Origin of the sequence: Cellulomonas pasadenensis (genome assembly GCF_047229365.1) — a bacterium.
Classification (GTDB): domain Bacteria; phylum Actinomycetota; class Actinomycetes; order Actinomycetales; family Cellulomonadaceae; genus Cellulomonas.
Window position 1 is genome coordinate 12,533 of record NZ_JBFTEP010000032.1, and the last position, 18,194, is coordinate 30,726.

Below are 18,194 nucleotides of genomic sequence, written 5' to 3' on the forward strand. Positions count from 1 at the left end.
CCGCCGCCCCGTGCGCGTCCGCCGGCGGCCGTCACCGCGCGGGCGCGGGCGGGGCGCACCGGACGGCGGTCAGTGCCAGCGGAACACGCGCGCGGCCAGCGCGCCGAGGACGACGGTCCACGCCGCGAGCACCAGCGCGGGCACGAGCGGCAGCGTGCCGTCCACGAGCGTCCCCCGCAGGACGTCGCCGAGCGCGCCCGACGGCAGCCAGACCGCGACGGCGGCGACCGGTGCGGGCAGGTCGGCCGCCGGCACGACGACCCCGCCGCCGAGGGCCAGCACGAGCAGGAGCAGGTTCGCGAGCGCGAGCACGGCCTCGGCCCGCAGCGTCCCCGCGACGACGAGCGCGAGCGCCGTGAACGCCCCGGTGCCGAGCACCAGCCCGACGAGCGCGAGCGCGACGCCCCCGGGGTCCGGCCGCCAGCCGAGCAGGGCCGCCACGGCTCCGATGAGCACGACCTGCACGAGCTCGACCGCGAGGACGCCCAGCACCTTGCCGGCGAGCAGGCCGCCGCGCCCGAGCGGCGTCGTGGCCATGAGCCGCAGCACGCCGTTGCGGCGGTCGAACGCCGTCGCGATGGCCTGCGACGTGAAGGACGCCGTCATCACGGCGAGCGCGAGCAGCCCGGGGGTGAGGAAGTCGACGCGCGACGCACCGGCCGTGTCGATCTCGACGAACGTGCCCTGCACGAGGCCGACCAGGGCCAGCACCGGGATGACGACGGTCACGAGCAGCTGCTCGCCGTTGCGCAGGATCGTCCGGGTCTCGAGCCCGGCCTGCGCGAGCACGCGACGCGCGGGGGGCGCGGCGAGGCCGCCGACCTCGGGCGCGGGCGCGGCCGTGGGGTCGGTCATCGCAGGGTCCGTCCCGTCAGGTCGAGGAAGACGTCCTCGAGCGTGCGGCGCCCGAGGTCGAGGCGCGTGGCGAGGACGTCGTGCGCCGCCAGCCACGCCGTGACGTCGGCGAGCGTCCGCGGCCCGACGGCGCCGGTCACGGCGAGGGACGTCGCCGACCGCTGCTCCACCGCGAGGGCGTCGCCGAGCGCCCGGCGCAGGTCCGCGGCGTCGACGGGGCGCTCGGTCCGCACGACGAGCGTCGTCCGCGGGTCGTCCTGCGCGCCGGGCGCCGCGCCGTCCGCGCGGGCGCCGGCCAGCAGGTCCGCGACCGTGCCCTCGGCGAGCACGCGGCCGTGGTCGACGACGACGACGTGGTCCGCGAGGTCCTCCGCCTCCTCCATGAGGTGCGTCGTGAGGATCACCGCCACGCCCTCGTCGCGGAGCTCGCGCACGAGCTCCCACACCGCGAGCCGCGCCTGCGGGTCCATCCCGGCGCTCGGCTCGTCGAGGAACACGACCCGCGGGCGCCCCACGACGGCGACCGCGAGGGCCAGGCGCTGCCGCTGGCCGCCGGACAGGCGGCGCACCGTCGTCCGGGCGAACGCGCCGAGGCCGAGCCGCTCGGCGAGCACGTCGGTGCTCGCCGGGTGCGCGTACATGCGCGCCACGTGGTCGAGGACCTCGCGCGCGCGCACGCCCGACGGCAGGCCGCCGTCCTGCAGCATCACGCCGACGCGGGGCCGCAGCGCGGCGCCGTCCGCGACGGGGTCGAGGCCGAGCACGCGCACGCGGCCCGCGTCGGGGGAGCGCAGCCCCTCGCAGCACTCGACCGTCGTGGTCTTGCCCGCGCCGTTGGGCCCGAGGACGGCGGTGACGCGCCCGGCCTCGGCGGTCAGGTCGAGGCCGTCGACCACGGTGCGGCCGTCGTAGCTCTTGACGAGCCCGCGGACCTCGACGGCGGGGGAGTGCGGCACGGTGGGCGAGTCTAGGTCGTCGGGCGGCCCCGGGACGGCGGGGTGTGCGCCCCGGCTTCGCCGGGCGCACACCGGTGTCGTCCGGCGCCCTCGCACGGGTCCGGGATGTCCCCAGATGGACGATGCGCGCGGGGCGACTTCCGTGCCCTCTAGGGTGACGCGGCGGCGTCCGCGGGCGCCGTCCCCCCAGCCGACGACGACGGGAGAGCCCGTGCCCACGTACCGCATCGACCCCGACTCGCTGCGGGAGGTGCCCGGCGACGTGACGGCCGTCTGGGCCCACGTCGAGGCGCTCGAGGCCCGGGGCGCGGACGCCGACGGCGAGCGGGTCGCGTGGCTGCGGATCCTCGGGGCGCTCGGGTCGGCCGAGACGCTCGCGTGGGCCGACGTCGTGCGGCACGGCGGTCCCGCGTCGCCCGCCGCGCTGCCCGGTGCGGCGCAGGCGCTGCGGCCCGCGGCGTACCGGCCGATGCTGCGGCTCGCGCACGTGCTGCACTGGCAGCGTCGGCACGCCGACGCCGACGCGGTCGTCGACGCGGTCCGGCGCGCGGCGGTGGCGACGGCCGCGGACGCGGTGGCGCTCGGCGACGAGGCGGCGCGGCGCGACTGCGCGGCCGTGCTCGGGTTCGCCGACCAGCACCAGGGCAAGGTCCGGTACGACGAGGGCCGCTACGCGGAGGCGGCGGTCCTGTTCGGGGCGGCGCTCGAGCGCCGGCAGCGCGAGCAGGCACCGGCGGACCAGGTCGCGTCGAGCCGGCAGGCGCTCGAGGCCGCGCGTCGGCGGCAGGCGGGGACGGTGCGCAGCGGGGTGTGAGGCCGGTGTGAGGCACGGCTCACCAAGGGTGTCCTTGCTTGCAGGGATGGATTTCGGCAACAAGGATGTTGCCGATATCAGGAGCCTGCGTCCTCGACGTGGGCACGCCCCGCCCACGCGTCACCGACGCCCGGGCGCACCGGTCGAGACCCGCGGAGGTGAGCAGTGCGCAGCCTGCTGCCCGTCGCCGCTCCCGCGCCCGCCGCCGTGCCCACCGCGGCCCCGGTGCCCACCGCGGCCCCGGCGCCCGCCCACGCCGTCCTCGCGCCGGTCCCCGACGCCGCCGACCACGACGCGGGCACGCGCCGCCGCGTCCTGCAGATCGTCGCCACGGACGGACCGGTCAGCGCGGCCGACGTCGCCACGGCGCTCGACCTCGCCGCGGCCGGCGTCCGGCGCCACCTCGCCGCCCTCGAGCAGGCCGGCCAGGTCACCGTGCACGTCGGCCCCGGCGGTGCCCGCGGCCGCGGACGCCCCGCCCGTCGCTACGTCGTCACCGGCCACGGCCAGGGCACGCTGTCGCAGCGCTACGCCGAGATCGCCGCCGACGCGCTGCGGTTCCTGGCGGACGCCGCCGGGCCCGAGGCCGTCGAGCGCTTCGCCGAGCAGCGGGTCCGCGAGCTCGAGACGCGCCACGCCGAGGCGGTCGCGGCCGCGGGCGACGACGTCACGGCACGCACGCACGCCCTCGCCGACGCCCTCGCGCGCGACGGCTACGCGGCGTCCGCCCGGCCGGTGCCCGGCACCGGTGCGCTGCAGCTCTGCCAGGGCCACTGCCCCGTGCAGGAGGTGGCCGCCGAGTTCCCCCAGCTGTGCGAGGCCGAGACCCGCGCGTTCGGCCGGCTGCTGGGCGTGCACGTCCAGCGGCTGTCCACCCTGACCTCCGGCGGGCACGTGTGCACCACGAGCGTCCCGACCCGCAGACCCCCGAGCGGCGGCCCGTGACCCCGGCCGCCGCACCCGCCCCGAACCCCACCCTTGACCCCGCACGTGCACTCGACGGAAGGACCGACACCATGAGCGCACCCACGGACGAGACGGCCACCCGGCCGGCGGCCACCGAGCCGCTGAGCCAGGACGAGGCCATCGCCTCCCTCGGCAACTACACCTACGGCTGGCACGACCCGGACGTCGCGGGCGCGAGCGCGCGCCGCGGCCTCTCCGAAGAGGTCGTGCGCGACATCTCGCGGCTCAAGAACGAGCCCGAGTGGATGCTGAGGACGCGCCTGAAGGCGCTGCGCATGTTCGACAAGAAGCCGATGCCCTGGTGGGGCGCGGACCTGTCGGGCATCGACTTCGACAACATCAAGTACTTCGTGCGGTCCACGGAGAAGCAGGCCACCAGCTGGGAGGACCTGCCCGAGGACATCAAGAACACGTACGACCGGCTCGGCATCCCGGAGGCGGAGAAGCAGCGCCTCGTCGCGGGCGTCGCCGCGCAGTACGAGTCCGAGGTCGTGTACCACCAGATCCAGGAGTCGCTCGAGGAGCAGGGCGTCATCTTCCTCGACACCGACACGGGCCTGCGCGAGCACCCGGAGATCTTCGAGCAGTACTTCGGCTCGGTGATCCCCCCGGGCGACAACAAGTTCGCGTCGCTCAACACCGCCACGTGGTCGGGCGGCTCGTTCGTCTACGTGCCGCCGGGCGTGCACGTCGAGATCCCGCTGCAGGCCTACTTCCGCATCAACACGGAGAACATGGGCCAGTTCGAGCGGACGCTGATCATCGCGGACGAGGGCTCGTACGTGCACTACGTCGAGGGCTGCACGGCCCCGATCTACCAGTCCGACTCGCTGCACTCGGCCGTCGTCGAGATCGTCGTGAAGAAGAACGCCCGCGTGCGCTACACGACGATCCAGAACTGGTCGAACAACGTCTACAACCTCGTGACCAAGCGCGCCACGGTCGCCGAGGGCGGGACGATGGAGTGGGTCGACGGCAACATCGGCTCCAAGGTCACGATGAAGTACCCGGCCATCTACCTCATGGGCGAGCACGCGCGCGGCGAGACGCTGTCGATCGCGTTCGCCGGCGAGGGCCAGCACCAGGACGCCGGCTCGAAGATGGTCCACGCCGCGCCGCACACGTCGAGCTCGATCGTCTCGAAGTCGGTCGCGCGCGGCGGTGGCCGCACCTCGTACCGCGGGCTCGTGCAGATCCTCGAGGGCGCCTCGCACTCCGCGTCCAACGTGCTCTGCGACGCCCTGCTGGTCGACCAGATCTCGCGCTCGGACACCTACCCGTACGTCGACGTCCGCGAGGACGACGTGTCGATGGGTCACGAGGCGACGGTCTCGCGCGTCAGCGAGGACCAGCTGTTCTACCTGATGTCCCGGGGCATGGCGGAGACCGAGGCGATGGCCATGATCGTGCGCGGGTTCGTCGAGCCCATCGCGCGCGAGCTGCCCATGGAGTACGCGCTCGAGCTCAACCGCCTCATCGAGCTGCAGATGGAAGGATCCGTCGGCTGATGACGACCACCACCAACGAGGGCGCCACCGGCCTCTCGACCGACCACTCGCGCGCCGTCGCGGACGGTGCCCACACCCACGGCGTCGGCACCGTGCCGGAGTCGTCCCGCGCCGCGCGCAGGACGAGCTTCGACGTCGCGGACTTCCCGGTCCCCACTGGCCGCGAGGAGGAGTGGCGGTTCGCGCCCGTCGACCGGATCGCGCCGCTGTTCGGCGCCGCGACCGACGGCGTCCTGTCCGGCCACGGCGTCCTCACGACCGTCGTCGAGTCGCCCGAGGCGCGGGTCGAGATCGTCGACCGCGACGACGCGCGCCTGGGCCGGGCCGGCAGGCCCGGCGACCGGGCCGCGGCGGCCGCGTGGGCGTCGTTCGAGCGCGCGACCGTCCTCACGCTGCCGCGCGAGTCGGTGTCGACCAAGGTGACGTCGATCGTCGTCGAGGGCGCCGCGACGGGCGAGGTCGCCGAGGAGCCGACGGCCACGCACCTGCTGGTGCACGCCGAGCCGCTCTCGCAGGGCGTCGTCGTCGTCGACCACGTCGGGCACGCGAACCTCACCGAGACGGTCGAGATCGTCGCGGAGGACGGCGCGCACCTCACGGTCGTGTCGGTGCAGGACTGGTCCGAGGGCACGGTCCACACCTCGAGCCACCGCCTGCGGATCGGCCGCGACGCGTCGGTCAAGCACATCGTCGTCACGCTCGGCGGCGACGTCGTGCGCGTCACGCCGGACGCCGAGTTCGTCGGCGAGGGCGCGTCGGTCACGATGCTCGGTGCGTACTTCGCGGACGCCGACCAGCACCAGGAGCACCGCCTGTTCGTCGACCACGCGGTGCCCAGCTGCGTGTCGCGCGTGACGTACAAGGGCGCGCTGCAGGGCGCCGGCGCGCACACCGTGTGGGTGGGCGACGTGCTCATCCGCGCGGCCGCCGAGGGCACGGACACCTACGAGCTCAACCGCAACCTCGTCCTCACAGACGGCGCGCGCGCGGACTCGGTGCCGAACCTCGAGATCGAGACGGGCGTCATCGAGGGCGCCGGCCACGCGAGCGCGACCGGCCGGTTCGACGACGAGCAGCTGTTCTACCTGCGCGCCCGGGGCATCCCCGAGGCGGACGCGCGTCGCCTCGTCGTGCGCGGCTTCTTCGCCGAGCTCATCCACGAGATCGGCGTGCCGGAGGTCGAGGAGCGCCTCATCGCGTCGATCGAGGCCGAGCTCGAGAAGTCGATGAGCGAGATCCTCGGCACGCCGCGGGTCGAGGAGTCCGAGGCGGTCGCCCCCGCGGAGCGCGCATGAGCGCCCAGCTCGCCTGCTACACCGCCGACGTGCCCGTCGCCGGCACGCTGCGCGTCGAGCTCGAGGGCGAGGCGGGACCCGTCGAGGTCGCCGTCGTGCGCGACGAGTCCGGCGAGTGGCACGCCATCAGCGACGTGTGCTCGCACGGCGCCGTCTCCCTCTCCGAGGGCGAGGTCGAGGACTGCACGGTCGAGTGCTGGCTGCACGGGTCGCGCTTCGACCTGCGCAGCGGCAAGCCGCTGTCGCCGCCGGCCGTCCGCCCCGTCCCCGTCTACCCCGTGACCGTCGACGGCGAGCGAGTGCTCGTCGACGTCGACGCCCCGCTCTGAACCCCCGAGGAGTCCCTGCGATGTCCACCCTGGAGATCCGCGACCTGCACGTCAGCGTCGAGACGAAGGAGGGCGCCAAGCCCATCCTGCGCGGCGTCGACCTCACCGTGAACAGCGGCGAGACCCACGCGATCATGGGCCCGAACGGGTCCGGCAAGTCCACGCTGGCGTACTCGCTCGCCGGCCACCCGAAGTACCAGATCACCTCCGGCACCGTCCTGCTGGACGGCGAGGACGTGCTCGAGATGAGCGTCGACGAGCGTGCCCGCGCGGGCATGTTCCTCGCGATGCAGTACCCCGTCGAGGTGCCGGGCGTGTCGGTGTCGAACTTCCTGCGCACCGCCAAGACGGCGATCGACGGCGAGGCCCCGCCGCTGCGCACGTGGGTCAAGGACGTGCGCGGCGCCATGGACGCGCTGCGCATGGACGCCACGTTCGCCGAGCGCTCGGTCAACGAGGGCTTCTCGGGCGGCGAGAAGAAGCGCCACGAGATCCTCCAGATGGAGCTGCTCAAGCCGCGCATCGCAATCCTCGACGAGACCGACTCGGGCCTCGACGTCGACGCGCTGCGGATCGTGTCGGAGGGCGTCAACCGCGTCCGCGAGACGACCGACGTCGGCATGCTGCTGATCACGCACTACACGCGCATCCTGCGCTACATCAAGCCCGACTTCGTGCACGTCTTCGTCGACGGCCGGATCGCCGAGCAGGGCGGCCCGGAGCTCGCCGACCGCCTCGAGAACGAGGGCTACGACCGCTTCCTCACGTCCGCGCAGGCGTGAGCACCCGGTGCCGGGACGCGGTGCACACCGCGTCCCGGCGCCGCACGACCCGCACCAGCGGTGCGGTCCCGCGGCCGGTCGCCGGCCGCCCACGTCCCGCCGTCCGGGAGGACACCCCATGACCAGCACGCTCGAGCCGGTCGCCGCACCCGCCGGCCGGCTGTCCGCGGCGGAGCTCGCCGCGGTCCGCGCCGACTTCCCGCTGCTCGCGCGCACGCTCCGCGACGGGCGTCCGCTGGTGTACCTGGACTCCGGCGCGACGTCCCAGAAGCCCGACGTCGTCCTCGACGCGGAGCAGGACTTCTACCTGCAGCGCAACGCCGCCGTGCACCGCGGCGCCCACCAGCTCGCCGAGGAGGCCACCGAGGCGTTCGAGGATGCCCGCGCGCGCGTCGCCGGCTTCGTCGGGGCCACGCCCGGCGAGATCGTGTGGACGTCGAACGCGACGGCCGCCCTCAACCTCGTCGCCTACGCGATGTCGAACGCGACGCTCGGGCGCGGCGGCGAGGCGGCGCGGCGGTTCGCGCTCGGCCCCGGCGACGAGATCGTCGTCACCGAGCTCGAGCACCACGCGAACCTCGTCCCGTGGCAGGAGCTCGCGGCCCGCACCGGTGCGACGCTGCGCTGGATCGGTGTGACCGACGACGGGCGGCTGCGGCTCGAGGACCTCGACACGGTCGTGACCGAGCGCACACGCGTGCTGGCGTTCTCGCACGCGTCGAACGTGACGGGCGCCGTGACCCCGGTGGACCGGTTCGTCGCCCGGGCCCGCGAGGTCGGGGCGCTGACGGTGCTCGACGCGTGCCAGTCGGTGCCGCACCTCGGTGTCGACCTCGCCGCGCTGGGGGTGGACTTCGCCGCGTTCTCCGGGCACAAGATGTACGGGCCGACGGGCGTCGGCGCGCTGTACGGGCGGCGCGAGCTGCTCGAGGCGATGCCGCCCGTGACCACCGGCGGGTCGATGGTCGAGGTCGTGACGATGGAGCGGACGACGTACGCGCCGCCGCCCCAGCGGTTCGAGGCCGGCACGCAGATGGTGTCGCAGGCCGTCGCCCTCGGTGCCGCCGCGCAGTACCTGGGCGAGCTCGGCATGGACGCGGTGCACGCGCACGAGACCGAGATGGCAGGGCTGCTGCTCGACGCCGTCGCGTCCGTCCCCGGCGTGCGGGTGATCGGCCCGACGGACACGACCGACCGGCTCGCCAACGTCGCGTTCGTCGTCGACGGCGTGCACGCGCACGACGTCGGGCAGGTGCTCGACGACGCGGGCGTCGCCGTCCGCGTCGGCCACCACTGCGCGCAGCCGCTGCACCGGCGCTTCGGCGTCGCGGCCACGACCCGCGCGTCGGCGGGCGTCTACACGACCGCCGAGGACGTCGCCGCGTTCCGGGAAGCACTGGCGGGGGTCCGGGCGTTCTTCGGTGCGGAGGGAGCGTGATGAGCACCGGATCGATGGAGCAGCTGTACCAGCAGGTCATCCTGGACCACGCGAAGTACCCGCACGGGCGGGGCCTCGGCGACGCGGTCGAGGCCGCGGCCCGCACGGGGGAGTCGCACCAGGTGAACCCCACCTGCGGTGACGAGGTGACCCTGCAGGTCGACCTCGACGACACGGGCGTCGTGCGCGACGTGCGCTGGGAGGGGCAGGGCTGCAGCATCTCGCAGGCCTCCGTCTCCGTGCTGCACGACCTCGTCGTCGACCAGGACCTCACGGGCGTCGACGAGCTCGCCGCCACGTTCCGCGCGCTCATGCAGTCCAAGGGCGCCGGTCTGGACGACGAGCACGCCGAGGACCTCCTCGGCGACGCCACCGCCTTCACGGGCGTCGGGCGGTTCTCGGCACGCGTGAAGTGCGCGCTGCTGGGGTGGACCGCCCTGTCCGACGCCCTCATCACGTCCGGCGCACGCGCCCGGGAGGACGCATGACCACCGAAGAGACCACCACGCCGGCACCCGCCGCGGTCCCCGCGCCCGCTGCCGCCCCGGCCAACGTCGCCGACCTCGAGGAGGCCCTGCGCGACGTCATCGACCCCGAGCTCGGCATCAACGTCGTCGACCTCGGCCTCGTCTACGGCATCGCGCTCGAGGGCAGCACCGCCGTCATCGACATGACGCTCACGTCCGCGGCGTGCCCGCTGACCGACGTCATCGAGGACCAGTCGGCGCAGGCGCTGGACGGGCTCGTCGACGGCTTCCGCATCAACTGGGTGTGGATGCCGCCGTGGGGCCCCGAGAAGATCACCGACGACGGACGCGAGCAGATGCGGGCCCTCGGCTTCAACATCTGACGCACCGCCGTAGGAGCACGGCACGACGGCCCGGCCCCGTGAGGGACCGGGCCGTCGGCGCGTGCAGGGCCGTGCGAGGCCTCGCGTCAGAGCGTGGTGGCGGCGAACGTGTCGCACGCCTCGATCGAGCGCTGCTCGTAGCCCACGGTGAACCAGCGCTGGCGCTGCTCGCTGGAGCCGTGCGTCCACGTGTGGGGGTCGACGCCGCCGCCCGACTGCTGCTGGATGTGGTCGTCGCCGACGGCCGCCGCCGCGTCGAGGGCCTGCGCGAGCTCCTCCTCGGTGATGGGTTCGAGGAACGTCACGCCGCGGTCGGGATCGACGCGCGTCGCGGCGTCGCCGGCCCACATGCCGGCGTAGCAGTCGGCCTGCAGCTCGACGCGCACGGAGTCGGACTCGGCGCCGCCGCCGCTGCGGTCGGCGCGGTCGAAGACGCCGGTCAGGTTCTGGACGTGGTGGCCGTACTCGTGCGCGTAGACGTACATCTCGGCGAGCGGGCCGCCCTGCGCGCCGTACTGCGACTGCAGGAGCTGGAAGAAGCCGAGGTCGAGGTAGATCGTCTGGTCGGGCGGGCAGTAGAACGGGCCGGTCGACGCCGACGCCGCACCGCAGGCGGTCTGCGTGGCGCCCTCGAACACCTCGCCGGCCGGCTGCGCGAACGTCGCGCCGGTCGCCGGCAGCGTCGCGGACCAGAACGCGTCGAGCGACTGCACCGTCGCCGAGAACCGGCACGTCGGGTCGGTGTTCGCCTGCTCGACGGTGCACGCGCCGACGTCCTCGACCTGGCCCTGGCCGCCGCCGCCGCCGAGCAGCGGGGTCACGTCCTGGCCCGTGAACAGGAAGATCGCCAGCGCGATCACGCCGACCAGACCGCCGCCGCCGGCTGCAACGGCACGGCCGCCCGACCGTCGGCGGACGCGCCCGCCCTCGAAGTCGCCACCCTCGCTGAACGTCACGGCGTCACGGTAGACCGGGGTGCGCGCCGCCGCCCGGCGAGGGGTGCCGGTCCTCGTCGGACGTCCGGACGCTCAGTCGTCGCCGAGGCCGCGGGCCGCGAGGGCGTCGCCCGTCGTGCGTGCGTGGCCGACCATGCGGACGGCCGCGGGCACGACGAGCGCCCGCGGGTCGCGCTCGAGGCCGCGCGCCCGCGCGGCGTCGCGCGTCTCGGTGACGGTGTGCACCAGCAGGGGCACGCTGCGCAGGAACAGGCCGACCGCGAGCCCGACCGTCTCCGGTGGCAGGCCGACGTGCCGCAGCGGCCGGGCGGCGCGCGTGACGGCGGCGAGCAGGTCGTCGGCGCGCGTGGTGGCGGTGACGAGGGTGCCCGCCAGCACGAGCGTCAGCAGGTCCAGGGCCGCCTCGACGCCGCGCGCCGGGTCGCCGACCCACGCCTGGTAGGCGCCGAGCACGACCGCCGTGAGCACGACCGGCAGGAGGCCGCGCGTGGTGCGGTGCCACGGGACGCGCGCCAGCGCGGTGGCGCCGAGGACGACGGCGAGGCCCAGCACGGCCGCGGGTACGCCCCGCACGAGGACGACCGCGAGGCTCGTGACGGCCAGCGCGGCGAGCTTCGCCGGCACGGGCGCGCGGTGCAGCACGCTGCGGCCGGGGTGGTGCAGGCCGAGCGGACCCGCCCACGGTGCGCGCACCGGCCGCCGGGAGCGGACGTCGGCCCCGCGGCGTCTCACGCGCGCGCCCCGTGCGCCGGGGCGCGGCCCGCGTCGGTGCCCGTCGCGGGACCGGTCATGAGCGCGCGGTAGTGCGCCAGCGCGGCCTCGGGCGGGCCGTCGGCCACGACGGTGCCGCCGTCGACCACCAGCACCCGCTCGGCGCGCGCGGCGGCGTCGAGGTCGTGCGTCACGACGACCACCTGCTGCTCGAGCGACGCGAGCAGCGCGTCGACGCGCGTGCGCCAGCGCAGGTCGAGCAGCGTGGTCGGCTCGTCGCACACGAGGACCGCCGGTTCGGTGGCGAGGACGGCGGCGAGGGCGAGCAGCTGGCGCTGCCCGCCGGACAGGGAGTGCACCGGCACGTGGGCGCGCTCCGCGAGGCCGAACCGGGCGAGCACGTCGAGCGCCCGGGCGGTGCGCTCCGTCGCGTCCGGCACGGTGCGGCGCAGCGAGAGCGCGACGTCCTCCACGGGCGTCGGCATGACGATCTGGGCGTCGGGGTCGGTGAAGACGAACCCGACGCGCCGGCGCACGGCCGCGCCGTCGTGCGCGGTGTCGAGCCCGTCGACGCGCACGTGCCCGGCAGAGGGCAGGACGAGCCCGTTGAGCAGCCGTGCGAGCGTCGACTTGCCCGAGCCGTTGGCGCCGACGACGGCGACGCGCCGCTCCGTCAGCCGCAGCGACACCGGCCCGAGGAGCCGCACGACCCGGTCGCCGCCGCCGGCATCGGACGTCCAGGCCGTGACCTCGACGTCCTCGAGCTCGATCACGGGCGGGGTGCGCGGGCCCGCACGTCGCGACGCAGGTCGGGGTAGGCCCGCAGGACGGCCACGGTCACCGCGCCGGCGAGCACGTTCTTGACGACGTCACCGGGCCAGTAGACGACGTCGATGGCGAACGCGGCGGGCAGGTCGACGCCGAGGCGCCACATGAGCCCTGCGATACCGGCCGGGTGCACGGTGAGGAACGACGCACCGAGCCCGGCGGCGGCCAGCGCGGCCCAGCGCCACCGCACGGGCGCGCGCAGCGCCACCCGCGCCAGCAGGCCCGCCAGCGCCGCGGCGACGGGGAAGGACAGCAGATACCCGACCGACGGCTTGCCCAGCACGCCGAGCCCGCCGGTGAGCTCGGCGAAGACGGGCACGCCCGCGAGGCCGACGACCAGGTAGAGCGCCACCGCGAGGAAGCCGCGCAACGGGCCGAGCACGAGCCCGGCGAGGATCACGCCGAACGTCTGCAGCGTGATCGGCACCCCCGAGCCGGTGGGGATCGGCGGGACGAGCGCGCACGCCGCGACGAAGGCGGCGAAGGTGGCGACGAGCGCGACGTCGGTCGCCGGGCGGCGGCGGGTGCGGGGCGCGGGCAGCGCCGACGCCGGGGCGTCGCCGGCGTCCGCGGGCGCGGCCGGGCGGGTGGTCGTGTCGTCGAAAGCGCTGGACATGGGTCGCCTTCCGCGGGGAGTGTCGGGGTCGCGCGGCACCCCGGCGCGTGCGCCGGCCGCCGGCGCACCCCTGAGCCGCTCGTCACGCTAGCGGCTCGGTAGACTGTCGGGCGTTTGTGCCGGGCTCCAGAACCCTCCCGGCGTCGTCGGAGGAAACCACAGTGATCACCGCCTCGGCCGTCGAGCTCCGCGTGGGCGCACGCGTCCTGCTCGAACCCACGACCTTCCGCATCGCCGCCGGCGACCGGATCGGTCTCGTCGGCCGCAACGGCGCCGGCAAGACCACGCTGACCAAGACGCTCGCGGGGGAGACCCAGCCCACGGGCGGCACCATCTCGCTCGGCGGCGACGTCGGCTACCTTCCGCAGGACCCCGCCTCGGGCGACCTCGCGCAGCTGTCGATGGACCGTGTGCTCTCGGCGCGCGGCCTCGACGCCGTGCTCGCCGCGATGCGCGAGACGGAGGGCGCCATGGCGTCCGCCGACGACGCGACCCGCGACCGCGCGATGGAGCGGTACACGAAGCTCGAGGCGCGGTTCACCGCCGCCGGCGGGTACGCGGCCGAGTCGGAGGCCCACCGCATCACCGCGGCCCTCGGCCTGGACGACCGCGTGCTCGGGCAGCCGCTCGGCACGCTGTCCGGCGGTCAGCGCCGCCGCGTCGAGCTCGCGCGCATCCTGTTCTCCGGTGCGGAGACGCTGCTGCTCGACGAGCCGACGAACCACCTCGACGCCGACTCGATCGTCTGGCTGCGCGACTACCTCAAGGCGTACCCGGGCGGGTTCCTCGTCATCAGCCACGACGTCGAGCTGCTGCGGGCCACGGTCAACAAGGTCTACCACCTGGACGCGAACCGCTCGCAGCTCGACCAGTACAACCTCGGCTGGGACGCGTACCTGCTGCAGCGCGAGACGGACGAGAAGCGCCGCCGGCGCGAGCGCGCCAACGCCGAGAAGAAGGCCGCGGCGCTCATCGCCCAGGCCGACAAGATGCGCGCGAAGGCGACCAAGGCCGTCGCGGCGCAGAACATGGCCCGCCGTGCGGAGCGCATGCTCTCCGGGCTGGAGGCGGCGCGCGTGTCCGACAAGGTGGCGAAGCTGCGGTTCCCGGACCCCGCGCCGAGCGGGCGCACGCCCATCACCGCCGAGGGCCTGTCGAAGTCGTACGGCTCGCAGGAGGTCTTCACCGACGTCAGCCTCGCGATCGACCGGGGGAGCAAGGTCGTCGTGCTCGGCCTCAACGGGGCGGGCAAGACGACGCTGCTGCGCATGCTCGGCGGGCTGGAGCGCCCGGACACCGGCGAGGTGAAGCCGGGCCACGGCCTCAAGCTGGGCTACTACGCGCAGGAGCACGAGACGCTCGACCTCGACCGCACGGTCGTCGAGAACCTGCGCACGGCGGCCCCCGACCTCACCGACACCCAGGTGCGCTCGGTGCTCGGCTCGTTCCTGTTCTCCGGGGACGACGCCGACAAGCCGGCGCGCGTGCTGTCGGGCGGGGAGAAGACGCGGCTCGCGCTCGCGGCCCTCGTCGTCTCCAGCGCGAACGTCCTGCTGCTCGACGAGCCGACGAACAACCTCGACCCCGCGTCGCGCGAGGAGATCCTCGCGGCGCTGCGCGGCTACCAGGGTGCCGTCGTGCTCGTCAGCCACGACGAGGGCGCGGTCGCGGCGCTCGAGCCCGAGCGCGTGCTCCTGCTGCCCGACGGCGACGAGGACCTCTGGGGCCCGGACTACCTGGACCTCATCGCGCTGGCCTGACGGTTCCGCGCGGGACGGCTCAGGCCGGCCGCCCGGCGCGGCCGGCCAGCTGCGCGTCGATCTCCGCGTCCTCGTCGAGCTCGTCGCGGCCCGGTGCGCGTCGGCGGCGCGTCGGCACGGACGCGGCCGGGTCGGTGCCGGTCGGCGACGCGCCCGGTGCCGCACCGGGCGTCGCGGCGCCGTCCCGCCACTCGCGCCGCGCCGCGACCGAGAACGCGACGAGCCCGCCCAGCGCGAACACCCACCACTGGAACGCGTACGACAGGTGCGAGCCCGGGTCGGTGCTCGGCGCCGCGAGCGGACCGAGCGCCTCCGCGGCCGCCGGCAGCTCCTCGACGAGCGCGCCGTACGCCGCGTACGGGACGGCGTCGGCGGGCACGGCGTCGCCGCCGGCCGCGAGGACCTGCTCCGGCGCGATCGCCTGCACCTGACCGGCGGGGGCGTCGCGGTCGCTGGTCGCCTCGCCCGGCCGCAGGCGGACGGTCACGCGCACGTCACCGGCGGGCGGCGCGGGCACGTCGACGCCCACCGAGCCGTCGTCGCCCGTGGGCACCCAGCCGCGGTCGACCACCAGGACGCGCCCCGCGTCGACCGGCGCGCCGAAGCCGTCGGGCGCCGCGTCCGTGACGAGCAGGGGCACGAGGGCGTGGTACGCGGGCGTGCCGTTGACGGGGCGGTTGCGCAGCAGGACCGTCGCGTCGGTCAGGTACCGGCCCGACACCGTCACCGCGCGCCACGTGTCGTCGGCCGGCAGCGGGGCGTCCGGCGCGGCCACGACGTCGGCCAGGTCGACCGGCGCGGCGGCGTAGTTCGCCTCGACGACCGCGATCGCCTCCGCACGGTGCACGTGCCGGTACCACTGCCACCGCCCCAGCAGCGTGCAGACCACCGCGACCGCGACGGCCAGCGCGAGGAGGCCGAGGGCGCGTCGGCGCGCGTCGGCGCGGGCGTCCGACGGCTCCCCGGGCAGCCGGCCCGGACGGACGGGACCGACGTCGGCGAGGCCGGGGTCGACCGAGGTGCGCGCGGGCGCCCCGCTCACGGGGCCGCCCGCTCGAGGTCGGCGACGGGGACGACGTCCTGGAGGAACCCGCGCACCTCGAGGTACTGCCGGAGGTGCTCCCGGTGCTCGTCGCACGCGAGCCACACCTTGCGCCGCTCGGCCGTGTGCAGCCGCGGGTTGTTCCACAGGACGCCCCACGTCGCGTCGGCGCGGCACCCGCGCGCGCTGCAGACCAGCTCGTCGACGGCGTCGGGCACGGGCGCGGTCATCACGACCCGCCCAGCTCGCCGCCGCCCCGCGGTGCGGCACCCAGCTCGCGCGGCGTCATGTACACGTCGCCCTCGACGCGCCGCTCCCGGCCGGCGTTCGCCAGCAGCACGGCCACGTAGGGCAGGACGACCGCGGCCGCCACCAGCGTGATCGACACGGCGAACGGCACGTGCGCCCACAGCAGCCCCGCCGCGAGGAAGCACACCACCCGGATGCCCATCTGCCACAGGTAGCGGCGCTGCCGGCGGGCGAGGTCGTCCGCCAGCGGCTCGGGCGCGGAGGTGATGCGGTGCACCTCCTCCGGGGAGAGGTCGCGACGGCGTCGGTTGCTCACACCCCATGGTAGGCGCCGCACGTCGTTGTGGGTCTTCCACAACGTGTGAGGGGCAACTCGTGCGCGCCCGCACCCCGTGCGCGGCGCAGCGCGTCGGCTAGCGTCGTGACCCGTGCCTGCGACGACACCCGAGCCCACGCCCACCCCCGGTCCCGCCGCGCCGGTCCGCGCCCCGCGCAGCGTCCTGGTGACCGGCGCCAACCGCGGCATCGGCCGGGCCATCGCCGAGCGGTTCCTCGCCGACGGCGACGCGGTCGCGACGATCGTCCGGTCGGGCGGCGCGCCCGACGGCGTCCTCGAGGTGCGCGCGGACGTGCGGGACACGGCCGCGGTGGACGCCGCGTTCACCGAGATCGAGGCGGCGCAGGGGCCCGTCGAGGTCGTCGTCGCGAACGCCGGCGTCACGCGCGACCAGCTGCTGATGCGCATGACGGACGAGGAGTTCACGGACGTCCTCGACGTCAACCTGACCGGCTCGTTCCGCGTGGTCCGGCGGGCCAGCAAGGGCATGATCCGGCTGCGCCGCGGCCGCATCGTGCTCATCTCGTCCGTCGTCGGCCTGTACGGCTCGCCCGGCCAGGTCAACTACGCGGCGTCGAAGTCGGCGCTCGTCGGCATGGCGCGGTCCATCACGCGCGAGCTCGGCGGCCGCAACATCACCGCGAACGTCGTCGCGCCCGGCTTCATCGACACCGACATGACGAGGGCGCTCCCGCAGGACCGCCAGGACGCGTACCTCGCGTCGATCCCCGCCGGCCGGTTCGGCCAGGCCGAGGAGGTCGCGCGCGTCGTCGAGTTCCTCGCGTCCGACGCGGCCGCGTACGTCTCGGGCGCGGTCGTGCCCGTCGACGGCGGCCTCGGCATGGGCCACTGACGCACCCCGACACCGCGCCGGCCCCGCGGCCGGCACCCCGATCTCCCCGCACGGAAGGCATCCCCCATGGCACTGCTCGAGGGCAAGACGCTCCTGGTCACCGGCGTCCTCACGGACGGCTCGATCGCGTTCCACGTCGCGCGGCTCGCGCAGGAGCAGGGCGCGCAGGTCGTCCTGTCGTCGTTCGGCCGCCAGATGCGCCTGACGCAGGCGATCGCGCGCCGGCTGCCGCAGCCGGCGCCCGTGGTGGAGCTCGACGTCACGTCGGCCGACGACCTCGCCGCGCTCGCGGACCGGGTGCGCGAGCACGCCGAACACCTCGACGGCGTGGTGCACTCGATCGGCTTCGCGCCGCAGTCCGTGATGGGCGGCAACTTCCTCGCCGGGGAGTGGGACGACGTCGCGACCGCCGTGCAGATCAGCGCGTACTCGCTGAAGTCGCTCGCCGTGGCGGCGCTGCCGCTCATGGGTCCGGGCGGCTCCGTCGTGGGCCTCACCTTCGATGCCCGCTACGCGTGGCCGGTCTACGACTGGATGGGTGTCGCCAAGGCGGCGTTCGAGTCGACCGCCCGGTACCTGGCGCGCGACCTCGGGCCGCAGGGCATCCGTGTCAACCTCGTCTCGGCCGGCCCGATCCGCACGACCGCCGCGAAGTCGATCCCCGGCTTCGAGTCGATGGAGGGCGGCTGGCCCGACCGTGCGCCCCTCGGGTGGGACGTGACGAACCCGGAGCCGACCGCACGCGCGGTCGCCGCCCTGCTGTCGGACTGGTTCCCGGCGACGACGGGCGAGATCGTCCACGTCGACGGCGGCGTCCACGCGATGGGCCTCTGACGGCGACGCACCCGTGACCGCCGACGTCGCGCACGTCACGCACGACCCGCGCGGACAGCGTGCCGCGCGGGTCGTCCGCGGTGGGACGCTGGTCCCGTGACACCCCACCGACTCGTGCTCCTGCGGCACGCGAAGGCCGAGCCCGCCGGCGTGCTGCCCGACCACGAGCGCCCCCTCGCGCTCGCCGGCCGGCGCCAGGCGTCCGCCGCCGGTGC

At 75.3% G+C, this 18,194-nt stretch carries 21 protein-coding genes and 1 pseudogene; 13 read left to right on the forward strand and 9 right to left on the reverse strand.

The features are described 5' to 3' along the window. Positions 1-69: 69 nt before the first annotated feature. Positions 70-855 carry an ABC transporter permease gene (locus tag AB6N23_RS06730; protein ID WP_412865322.1) on the reverse strand — a complete coding sequence of 262 codons (786 nt, stop codon included), beginning with the start codon at positions 853-855 and terminating at the stop codon, positions 70-72. After that, positions 852-1,811, reverse strand: a complete 960-nt coding sequence (locus AB6N23_RS06735) for an ABC transporter ATP-binding protein (protein ID WP_412865323.1) — start codon at positions 1,809-1,811, stop codon at positions 852-854. The genes AB6N23_RS06730 and AB6N23_RS06735 overlap by 4 nt, the downstream gene beginning before the upstream one ends. A 211-nt stretch (positions 1,812-2,022) precedes the next feature. Here AB6N23_RS06735 and AB6N23_RS06740 point away from each other — a divergent pair, with 211 nt between their 5' ends. The 9 genes from AB6N23_RS06740 to AB6N23_RS06780 all read left to right on the forward strand — a co-directional run bounded on the left by AB6N23_RS06740 (position 2,023) and on the right by AB6N23_RS06780 (position 9,793). Next, positions 2,023-2,625, forward strand: coding sequence for a hypothetical protein (locus AB6N23_RS06740; RefSeq protein ID WP_412865324.1), 603 nt, complete (start codon positions 2,023-2,025; stop codon positions 2,623-2,625). A gap of 165 nt (positions 2,626-2,790) precedes the next feature. After that, positions 2,791-3,570, forward strand: coding sequence for a helix-turn-helix transcriptional regulator (locus tag AB6N23_RS06745; RefSeq protein ID WP_412865325.1), 780 nt, complete (start codon positions 2,791-2,793; stop codon positions 3,568-3,570). 71 nt (positions 3,571-3,641) lie between these two features. Next, on the forward strand, positions 3,642-5,099 hold the full coding sequence (sufB, locus tag AB6N23_RS06750; RefSeq protein WP_412865326.1) for a Fe-S cluster assembly protein SufB: 1,458 nt from the start codon (positions 3,642-3,644) through the stop codon (positions 5,097-5,099). Further along, entirely contained in the window at positions 5,099-6,394 is a 1,296-nt protein-coding gene (gene sufD / locus AB6N23_RS06755) for a Fe-S cluster assembly protein SufD (protein WP_412865327.1), read from the forward strand. Before sufB ends, sufD begins: the two co-directional genes overlap by 1 nt. Then, positions 6,391-6,723, forward strand: coding sequence for a non-heme iron oxygenase ferredoxin subunit (locus AB6N23_RS06760; protein WP_378201678.1), 333 nt, complete (start codon positions 6,391-6,393; stop codon positions 6,721-6,723). The genes sufD and AB6N23_RS06760 overlap by 4 nt, the downstream gene beginning before the upstream one ends. A 20-nt stretch (positions 6,724-6,743) precedes the next feature. Beyond that, positions 6,744-7,505 carry a Fe-S cluster assembly ATPase SufC gene (gene sufC, locus AB6N23_RS06765; protein WP_412865328.1) on the forward strand — a complete coding sequence of 254 codons (762 nt, stop codon included), beginning with the start codon at positions 6,744-6,746 and terminating at the stop codon, positions 7,503-7,505. A 118-nt stretch (positions 7,506-7,623) separates the two neighbouring features. Next, positions 7,624-8,943 (forward strand): cysteine desulfurase, encoded by a 1,320-nt coding sequence (locus AB6N23_RS06770; protein ID WP_412865329.1) that lies wholly within the window; start codon positions 7,624-7,626, stop codon positions 8,941-8,943. Then, on the forward strand, positions 8,943-9,431 hold the full coding sequence (gene sufU, locus AB6N23_RS06775; protein ID WP_412865330.1) for a Fe-S cluster assembly sulfur transfer protein SufU: 489 nt from the start codon (positions 8,943-8,945) through the stop codon (positions 9,429-9,431). The genes AB6N23_RS06770 and sufU overlap by 1 nt, the downstream gene beginning before the upstream one ends. Next, on the forward strand, positions 9,428-9,793 hold the full coding sequence (locus AB6N23_RS06780; protein ID WP_412865331.1) for a metal-sulfur cluster assembly factor: 366 nt from the start codon (positions 9,428-9,430) through the stop codon (positions 9,791-9,793). The genes sufU and AB6N23_RS06780 overlap by 4 nt, the downstream gene beginning before the upstream one ends. An 86-nt stretch (positions 9,794-9,879) precedes the next feature. Here the strand turns inward: AB6N23_RS06780 and ypfJ are convergent, their stop codons facing one another. The 4 genes from ypfJ to AB6N23_RS06800 form a co-directional block, all read right to left on the reverse strand. Further along, entirely contained in the window at positions 9,880-10,749 is an 870-nt protein-coding gene (gene ypfJ / locus AB6N23_RS06785; protein ID WP_412865332.1) for a KPN_02809 family neutral zinc metallopeptidase, read from the reverse strand. Between the two features lie 72 nt (positions 10,750-10,821). Beyond that, positions 10,822-11,442, reverse strand: coding sequence for an energy-coupling factor transporter transmembrane component T family protein (locus AB6N23_RS06790; RefSeq protein WP_412865333.1), 621 nt, complete (start codon positions 11,440-11,442; stop codon positions 10,822-10,824). Positions 11,443-11,477: 35 nt separating this feature from the next. Next, positions 11,478-12,233: an energy-coupling factor ABC transporter ATP-binding protein gene (locus tag AB6N23_RS06795; protein ID WP_412865334.1), complete on the reverse strand. Its 756-nt coding sequence runs from the start codon at positions 12,231-12,233 to the stop codon at positions 11,478-11,480. Then, on the reverse strand, positions 12,230-12,904 hold the full coding sequence (locus AB6N23_RS06800; RefSeq protein ID WP_412865335.1) for a biotin transporter BioY: 675 nt from the start codon (positions 12,902-12,904) through the stop codon (positions 12,230-12,232). The genes AB6N23_RS06795 and AB6N23_RS06800 overlap by 4 nt, the downstream gene beginning before the upstream one ends. 161 nt (positions 12,905-13,065) lie before the next feature. On the opposite strand from AB6N23_RS06800, the gene AB6N23_RS06805 reads away from it, so the two are divergent. Next, positions 13,066-14,664 (forward strand): ABC-F family ATP-binding cassette domain-containing protein, encoded by a 1,599-nt coding sequence (locus AB6N23_RS06805; protein WP_412865336.1) that lies wholly within the window; start codon positions 13,066-13,068, stop codon positions 14,662-14,664. Between the two features lie 19 nt (positions 14,665-14,683). On the opposite strand, the gene AB6N23_RS06810 is transcribed toward AB6N23_RS06805, so the two are convergent. Genes AB6N23_RS06810 through AB6N23_RS06820 form a run of 3 tightly spaced genes read right to left on the reverse strand, consistent with a single transcriptional unit; the run spans position 14,684 to position 16,271 of the window. Then, positions 14,684-15,706, reverse strand: a complete 1,023-nt coding sequence (locus tag AB6N23_RS06810; protein ID WP_412865337.1) for an SURF1 family cytochrome oxidase biogenesis protein — start codon at positions 15,704-15,706, stop codon at positions 14,684-14,686. Further along, complete coding sequence (locus AB6N23_RS06815; RefSeq protein WP_412865341.1) at positions 15,703-15,936, reverse strand: hypothetical protein; 234 nt, start codon at positions 15,934-15,936, stop codon at positions 15,703-15,705. Before AB6N23_RS06815 ends, AB6N23_RS06810 begins: the two co-directional genes overlap by 4 nt. Next, a complete protein-coding gene (locus tag AB6N23_RS06820; protein WP_412865338.1) occupies positions 15,936-16,271 on the reverse strand; it encodes a DUF3099 domain-containing protein in 336 nt (111 codons plus the stop codon). Before AB6N23_RS06820 ends, AB6N23_RS06815 begins: the two co-directional genes overlap by 1 nt. Before the next feature lie 112 nt (positions 16,272-16,383). Between AB6N23_RS06820 and fabG the strand changes: the two genes are divergently transcribed. The 3 genes and pseudogenes from fabG to AB6N23_RS06835 form a co-directional block, all read left to right on the forward strand. Continuing rightward, on the forward strand, positions 16,384-17,145 hold the full coding sequence (gene fabG / locus AB6N23_RS06825; RefSeq protein ID WP_412865339.1) for a 3-oxoacyl-ACP reductase FabG: 762 nt from the start codon (positions 16,384-16,386) through the stop codon (positions 17,143-17,145). Positions 17,146-17,211: 66 nt separating this feature from the next. Further along, entirely contained in the window at positions 17,212-17,979 is a 768-nt protein-coding gene (gene fabI / locus AB6N23_RS06830) for an enoyl-ACP reductase FabI (protein WP_412865340.1), read from the forward strand. A 96-nt stretch (positions 17,980-18,075) separates the two neighbouring features. Further along, positions 18,076-18,194, forward strand: a pseudogene (locus tag AB6N23_RS06835) (SixA phosphatase family protein); the annotation flags it as partial.